This window comes from Autumnicola aciditolerans (assembly GCF_041679265.1).
GTDB lineage: Bacteria > Bacteroidota > Bacteroidia > Flavobacteriales > Flavobacteriaceae > Autumnicola.
Genome location: NZ_JBGFSM010000004.1, coordinates 146,927 through 153,851, shown reverse-complemented (window position 1 = coordinate 153,851; position 6,925 = coordinate 146,927). Strand labels below are relative to the sequence as shown.

Annotated in this window: 6 protein-coding genes; 4 read left to right on the top strand and 2 right to left on the bottom strand. The window is 39.9% G+C overall.

The window, feature by feature from the left end; genetic code table 11:
• Positions 1-317: 317 nt before the first annotated feature.
• Positions 318-2,060 (bottom strand): transcription termination factor Rho, encoded by a 1,743-nt coding sequence (gene rho / locus AB8M93_RS05520; protein ID WP_373056577.1) that lies wholly within the window; start codon positions 2,058-2,060, stop codon positions 318-320.
• A 196-nt stretch (positions 2,061-2,256) separates the two neighbouring features.
• Between rho and AB8M93_RS05515 the strand changes: the two genes are divergently transcribed.
• Positions 2,257-2,667 carry a DUF4293 domain-containing protein gene (locus AB8M93_RS05515; RefSeq protein WP_373056576.1) on the top strand — a complete coding sequence of 137 codons (411 nt, stop codon included), beginning with the start codon at positions 2,257-2,259 and terminating at the stop codon, positions 2,665-2,667.
• 116 nt (positions 2,668-2,783) lie between these two features.
• Here AB8M93_RS05515 and AB8M93_RS05510 read toward each other — a convergent pair whose 3' ends face one another.
• Entirely contained in the window at positions 2,784-3,272 is a 489-nt protein-coding gene (locus AB8M93_RS05510; protein ID WP_373056575.1) for a metallophosphoesterase family protein, read from the bottom strand.
• A 113-nt stretch (positions 3,273-3,385) separates the two neighbouring features.
• Between AB8M93_RS05510 and truA the strand changes: the two genes are divergently transcribed.
• Genes truA through AB8M93_RS05495 form a run of 3 tightly spaced genes read left to right on the top strand, consistent with a single transcriptional unit; the run spans position 3,386 to position 6,816 of the window.
• Complete coding sequence (gene truA / locus AB8M93_RS05505; RefSeq protein ID WP_373056574.1) at positions 3,386-4,129, top strand: tRNA pseudouridine(38-40) synthase TruA; 744 nt, start codon at positions 3,386-3,388, stop codon at positions 4,127-4,129.
• Complete coding sequence (locus tag AB8M93_RS05500) at positions 4,129-5,895, top strand: ABC transporter ATP-binding protein (protein ID WP_373056573.1); 1,767 nt, start codon at positions 4,129-4,131, stop codon at positions 5,893-5,895. Before truA ends, AB8M93_RS05500 begins: the two co-directional genes overlap by 1 nt.
• A 57-nt stretch (positions 5,896-5,952) precedes the next feature.
• Positions 5,953-6,816 (top strand): hypothetical protein, encoded by an 864-nt coding sequence (locus tag AB8M93_RS05495; protein WP_373056572.1) that lies wholly within the window; start codon positions 5,953-5,955, stop codon positions 6,814-6,816.
• Positions 6,817-6,925 lie beyond the last annotated feature (109 nt).

Genomic DNA, 6,925 nt, shown 5'->3' with positions numbered 1-6,925 from the left:
CCGAAGTGTAACGTAGGTGGCTCTCCCGCTCGAGAAATCAAAACCTCTTCAGAAATGGAGAGGTTTTTTTTGTTTTCGAATTTCACTTCGGAAACAGACAGGGGGAGAACCCTGTACCAGGTTTATTGAGGGGAACCCGGCCTGGCGACCGAAGTGTAACGTAGGTGGCTCTCCCGCTCGAGAAATCAAAACCTCTTCAGAAATGGAGAGGTTTTTTTTGTTTTCAGGAAGTTGCAGGTGGAAAAAGCCGGCTATTTTCATGGCATAAAAAAACCGGACATCGCTGCCCGGTTTAATATTATCTAAAGAACAAATTCTTAGCCGTTCATAGAGATTAAGAACTCCTCGTTGTTTTGGGTTTGTTTTACCCTGTCATTAATAAATTCCATCGCTTCTATAGGGTTCATATCGGCAAGATATTTTCTAAGCACCCACATTCTTTGTATGGTAGCTTCGTCCAGTAAAAGATCGTCGCGACGCGTGCTTGAAGAAATAAGGTCGATAGCAGGGAAAATCCTTCTGTTGGAAATTCTCCTGTCTAACTGAAGTTCCATGTTACCTGTTCCTTTAAATTCTTCAAAGATCACCTCGTCCATCTTAGAGCCGGTTTCTGTAAGTGCGGTAGCGATAATAGAAAGAGAACCTCCGTTTTCAATATTTCGCGCTGCACCAAAGAAACGTTTAGGCTTATGCAATGCATTGGCATCCACACCACCGCTTAATACCTTACCACTGGCAGGTTGTACAGTGTTGTAAGCCCTGGCCAGCCTGGTTATAGAATCCAGTAAGATCACCACATCATGGCCGCATTCTACCAGTCTTTTTGCTTTTTCCAGGACAATATTGGCAACTCTTACATGTTCATGTGCTTCTTTGTCGAAAGTAGAAGCCACCACTTCTCCTTTTACATTTCGCTGCATATCGGTCACCTCTTCAGGACGCTCGTCTATTAAAAGGACGATCTGATAAACTTCAGGGTGATTTGCCGCAATTGCATTGGCGATATCTTTCAGCAACATTGTTTTACCAGTTTTAGGTTGGGAAACAATCATCCCACGCTGTCCTTTTCCAATAGGGGAGAACAGGTCCATAATCCTGGTAGAAATACTGCTCTGTTTTTCAGCAATATTAAACTTTTCCTTTGGGAAAAGCGGGGTTAGGTGTTCAAACGATACGCGGTCACGTACTACCTGTGGGTCCAGCCCGTTAATTTTGCTGATTTTAATAAGTGGAAAATATTTTTCTCCCTCTTTTGGAGGACGAATTTGCCCTAAAACAGTATCTCCTGTTTTTAATCCAAACAATCTTATTTGTGACTGGGAAACATAAATATCATCGGGAGAAGTAAGGTAATTATAATCTGAAGATCTCAGGAAACCATAATTGTCCTGCATAATGTCCAGTACTCCCTCACTTTCTATAATGGCATCAAACTCATAATCTGGTTCGCGGTAGCGGTTGCGGTTATCTCTATTGCCGCTATTCTTGTGGGAATTGTCTTTATTGCCGCTGCTATTGCTATTGCTGCTGTTGCCGTTGTTGCTGCTGTTGTTATTACTATCTTTCTTGTTGCGGTTGTCCTTTTTGGAGTCACGGTTCTCCCTATGAGTATTGCCGTTTTTGGAGGAGTTATCCTCTTTATTATCCCGGGTAGAAGTACTCTTGGGGCGGCTTTTGGAAGCTGCTTTTTCCGACCCTGCTTTTTTAGAATTAGAATGAGAAGCTTTAGGATCCTTATTTGTAGCATCAGTAGTGTCTTCAGGTCTTGAAGATTTATCCTGCTGTGGAGGCCTTTTGTTACTGCCAATTTTTCCTCCCTTGCTTCTTTTGGGCTTGCTCTCTGATGCCGCTGCAGATGCCGCGGTTGAAGAGGATGAGCTCTCTTCTGGTTCATCAGTTAATGCTTCTTTTACTTTGTTGGGATTTGAAGCCTGATAATCCAGAATCTGGTAAACCAAATCTAATTTTTTAAGACTTCTAAACTTTGGTACGTTTAAAGTTTTAGCTATCTCCTGAAGCTCAGGAAGTTTCTTAGCTTTTAATTCTGAAATTTCAAACATGAATAATTATGAATAAGTTTTTGTTTGGGTTGTTTATAACTTCTCAGGGAAGAGTCGAAAATATTTTTGGAGTCTTAAGTAACCCGTTTTGAATTGGTTACGAAATGTTCCTGCAATAATACGACTTTATTTTAATTTTTAAACAGGTTTTCTAAAAAGAATCTTTTATTTTTGTGGCCCAATTTCAATACTTATCATGCTACAACGCATACAAACCATCTATCTTTTACTGGCAGCGATTACCAGTGCCGGTTTGATATTTCTTTTATACCTTTGGGAAAATTCCAGTGGGGAAACTGTTTATGCTGAAGATGTTTTAATGGTTCTTATTATGTTCCTATCTTCTGCAGCTTTGTCCCTGGTGAGTTTATTTATGTTTAAGAACAGGAAGCTACAGTTTGTACTGGGCAGGATTAATATCATATTAAATTTTTTTTTACTAGGAGTGTTTGTTTATTGGTCGCTAAGCGTACCTGGAGAGATGGATATCTCAGAGAAGGGTATTGGGATGCTTCTTCCAATTGTTTCTATCGTTTTTTTAGTGCTGGCCAACAGGGCCATAAAAAAGGACGAAGATCTCGTAAAATCTGTGGACCGATTACGATAAGCCTATCATCTTAGTAGTATTAGTGCGTGAAAACCCGGAGGTGCCACCTCCGGGTTTTTTTGTGTCTAATACCCGCCCGTCTGGTCTCTTTATACTTTCTGAAAAGGTCTTTTTCTCTATTTCAGTTTAATAACCTCAAGATCTGAAATGGAAGCGCCATCTATTTTAAATCTTAGCATGGTTCGTTCTTTATGAAAGCCCTGTTTGCCGGCAGCGCCGGGATTCATGTGCAACAATCCCAGGTCTTTATCATTCATCACTTTTAAAATATGAGAATGCCCTGAAATAAATAATCTCGGCGGATTTTTCCTGATTTCTTCCCGTACGGCAGGGGAATATTTTTTAGGATAACCTCCAATATGGGTAATCCAAACCTCTACGCCTTCACACATAAATCGCTGGTTCAAGGGAAATTCTTTCCTCACTTCAGCATTATCTATATTTCCATACACTGCAATAACAGGATTAATTTTTTTAAGGGCATCGGTCACTGCGGGATTGCCAATATCCCCGGCATGCCATATCTCATCAGCCTCCCCGGCATAGTGGAGGATCCTGTCGTCTATGTAATTGTGGGTGTCGCTAAGCAGAAGTATTTTTTTCAAATTATGGAAGTTTTAATTATGAATTGATTGAAAACCCAAGGCGGTAGAGAATTACGCCTTGTAATAATTGCCTTATCTTTGCATTCGCAAATGTAAAAAATTATCTTATCAGGTTGAGGTATTTCTTGGAACTGGCTTATTCGGGAACGGCGTATCACGGCTGGCAAAAGCAGCCAAACGCGGTTTCGGTGCAGGAAAAAATTGAAAAGGTTTTATCGCGCTTGCTGCAAAAAAATATCGAAATTGTAGGAGCGGGAAGAACAGATGCGGGTGTTCATGCAAAACAGTTATTTGCCCATTTTGATACAGAAGTAAGCATTGGGGAAGAAGAGATGCTTTATAAAATGAATTCCATGCTGCCCGGGGATATTGCCATTAACCGTATTTTCAGGGTTAAGGCAGAGGTGCATGCGCGTTTTGACGCGCTAAGCAGGAGTTATGAATATTGGATAACCCAGCAAAAAGATCCATTTTTAATTAATCAGGCCTGGTATTTAAAGCAGGAACTGGATGTAGAGAAAATGAATGAAGCTGCACAAATTTTAAAGAATTATAGAAACTTTAAATGCTTTTCAAAATCCAGAACCGATGTAAAGACTTATAATTGTACAATTGAATCTGCCGAATGGAAAAAGACCGGCGAATTGTTGGTTTTTCATATTACTGCCGACAGATTCCTGAGAAATATGGTGCGTGCAATTGTAGGTACTTTACTGGAAATAGGACAGGGGAAAATTTCCGTAGAAAATCTTCATGAGATCATTGCAAGTGAAGATAGGGGAATGGCAGGAGCATCGGTGCCGGCACAGGGCTTGTTCTTAACCAGGATAAAATATCCAAAAATTGAAGTAGATTAATGGCGTCAAATACAGGAAATGCATTCGATTTTAACTTGTTTAAGCGTTTGCTTAAATATACTGATCCCTACAGAAAAACCTTTTATTTTGTAGCAATCGCGGCAATTTTGCTTTCTGTGGCATCTGTACTGCGGCCGTATTTGCTTAAAGTTACCATAGACCAGGCTATTGTACCGCAGGACTATAATGAGCTTATTTATTACATTTTGCTGATGGGTGGCGTGCTCATTGCTGAAGTAGTCTTTCAGTTTAGCTTTATTTATTTTGCCAACTGGCTTGGGCAGGAAGTGGTGCGGGACCTGCGGGTAAATTTGTTTCAGCATATGCTTCAGTTTAAAATGAAGTATTTTGATAAATCTGCTGTTGGGCGTCTTGTTACCCGGGCGGTTAGTGATATAGAAACCATTGCCAGTATCTTTAGCCAGGGGCTTTTTATGATCATCAGTGATTTGTTAAAAATGCTGGTGGTGCTCGGCCTTATGTTTTATCAAAGCTGGTCTCTTACGCTATTGGTGCTCACAGTGCTGCCTTTTATTATGTACGCCACCAGGGTTTTTCAGAAGAAAATGAAAATTGCTTTTGAAGAAGTGCGTACCCAGGTGGCCAATCTCAACACTTTTGTGCAGGAGCGAATCACCGGGATGAAGATTGTACAACTTTTTACCCGCGAAAAGGAGGAGTACGAAAATTTTAAAGAAATTAATGATAAGCACAGAAAAGCCTGGGTAAAAACGGTTTGGTACAATTCCATTTTCTTTCCAATTGCTGAAATGTCCACATCCATCACTATTGGCCTTATTGTGTGGTTTGGAGGATTACGGGTTATAGAAGGAGATGGCCTTAGCCTTGGGGTAATTGTGATGTTTATTGAATTGTCACAGATGCTTTTTAAACCCCTGCGCCAGATTGCCGATAAATTCAATACCCTCCAAATGGGAATGGTCGCTGCCAACCGCGTATTTGGCATTCTGGACACCAGGTCTTCTATTGCAGATGAAGGCAAAATAGAAATTAAAGACCTAAAGGGAGAGATAGAATTTAAAAACGTACGCTTTGCGTATGTGGATGATGAAGAGGTATTAAAAGGAGTTTCTTTTAAAGCCAATGCCGGCGAAACGGTAGCCATTGTTGGTGCAACAGGAGCCGGAAAATCCACCATCATCAACCTGCTGAACCGTTTTTATGAAATTAATGGCGGTGAGATTTGTGTGGACGGCATGAATATTAAAGATATTAAGCTGAAGTCCCTAAGAGCGCAAATTGCGGTGGTGCTTCAAAACGTGTTTTTATTTGCTGATACCATTATGAATAATATCACGCTGGAGAACCCGGGAATTTCTGAAGAAGACGTGGTAAACGCGGCAAAGCAAATTGGAGTACACGAATTTATAAAAACGCTGCCTAATGGCTACCATTATAATGTAAAGGAACGGGGCGCGATGCTTTCTTCCGGGCAGCGGCAGTTAATTTCTTTCCTAAGGGCTTATGTGAGCAATCCCAGTATCCTGGTTTTGGATGAAGCCACTTCTTCGGTAGATTCTTACAGCGAGCAGTTAATCCAGGAGGCGACCGATAAAATTACGGAAGGAAGAACTTCTATCGTAATCGCCCACAGGCTTGCCACCATTAAAAAAGCCAATAAGATTATGGTAATGGAAGCCGGCGAAATTGTTGAAATAGGGACTCACAAAGAATTGCTTCAGAAGGAAAACGGATTCTACAAAAATCTTTATGAAGTACAGTTTAAAGCCGAAGAAGCGGTGTAAGAATTTCCTTCAATAGGATTAAAACGGCGGAGAAGTTTTAAATTTTAGGATAAATACATGAAAGAAATTCAGGTTGGGTTTTTAATGTCTTATGATTATAAGTTGCTGAAGAATTCGATTCCCCCGGTTTATAATGAAGCAGATGGCATTACCATTGCGCTGGATGAGAATCTAACCACCTGGTCTGGAGAAAAATTTGAGGTTGACGAAGTATTTTTTGCCTGGCTCAATTCTTTTGATACGGAGAAAAAAATAAATATCTACAGAGATAATTTTTACGATTCCGGCCTTAATGCTATGCAGAATGAGGTGAAAGAAAGAAAAATGCTGGCTTCAAAAATGGGGATCGGCAACTGGCTTATTCAGCTGGATAGTGATGAATATTTTATAGATTTTAAAGGTTTTACTGAGGCACTTAAGCGTAATCATAAGTTTTTGGAAAATCCCGAGAAAAATCAAATCCAGATCGCCGCATATTACATCAATTTATATAAGTATACAGAGGAAGGGGTGTTGTATGTTTCCAAGCCGCGAAATCAGAAATTTGCCACTAATTATCCCGAATATGTAAACGGCAGAAATACTAAAAATCAGGTTTTGTACTTACCTTTTCTGGTTTTACATGAGTGTCTCTCCCGGAGTGAACAAGAAATCCGGATGAAATTTTCAAACTGGGGGCATTCGCATCAGGTAAATGCTGAAAAGTTCCTGGAAAAATGGCGTAGCATTAATCAATACAATTATAAAGAGTTTAAAAACCTGTTTTATCTGGAACCTGAAAAATGGAAAGAACTCAGTTATGCAAGGGGAACAAATGTTGCTGAAATTTCCAAAAATCTGGACTATTCCAAACTAATGCCTTCAAAAATGCACCTGGCCTTTAAAAATACAGAGGAAAGGATAAAGTTTTTTTTCAGGTAATTTTTTATAAAGTCTTCAGTAAAAAATTAGACCTTAGTTGATTTAAAGTTTCAGGTTTTGAAGTTTTCTGGTTCCGCAGAAATCTAAATTCATCATTTATAATTGCGAA

Excerpts from the sequence above, each read along its gene's own strand:
- AB8M93_RS05515 (WP_373056576.1), top strand. The coding sequence starts at position 2,257 with ATGCTACAACGCATACAAACCATCTATCTTTTACTGGCAGCGATTACC.
- AB8M93_RS05500 (WP_373056573.1), top strand. The coding sequence starts at position 4,129 with ATGGCGTCAAATACAGGAAATGCATTCGATTTTAACTTGTTTAAGCGT.
- AB8M93_RS05495 (WP_373056572.1), top strand. The coding sequence starts at position 5,953 with ATGAAAGAAATTCAGGTTGGGTTTTTAATGTCTTATGATTATAAGTTG.
- rho (WP_373056577.1), bottom strand. The coding sequence starts at position 2,060 with ATGTTTGAAATTTCAGAATTAAAAGCTAAGAAACTTCCTGAGCTTCAG.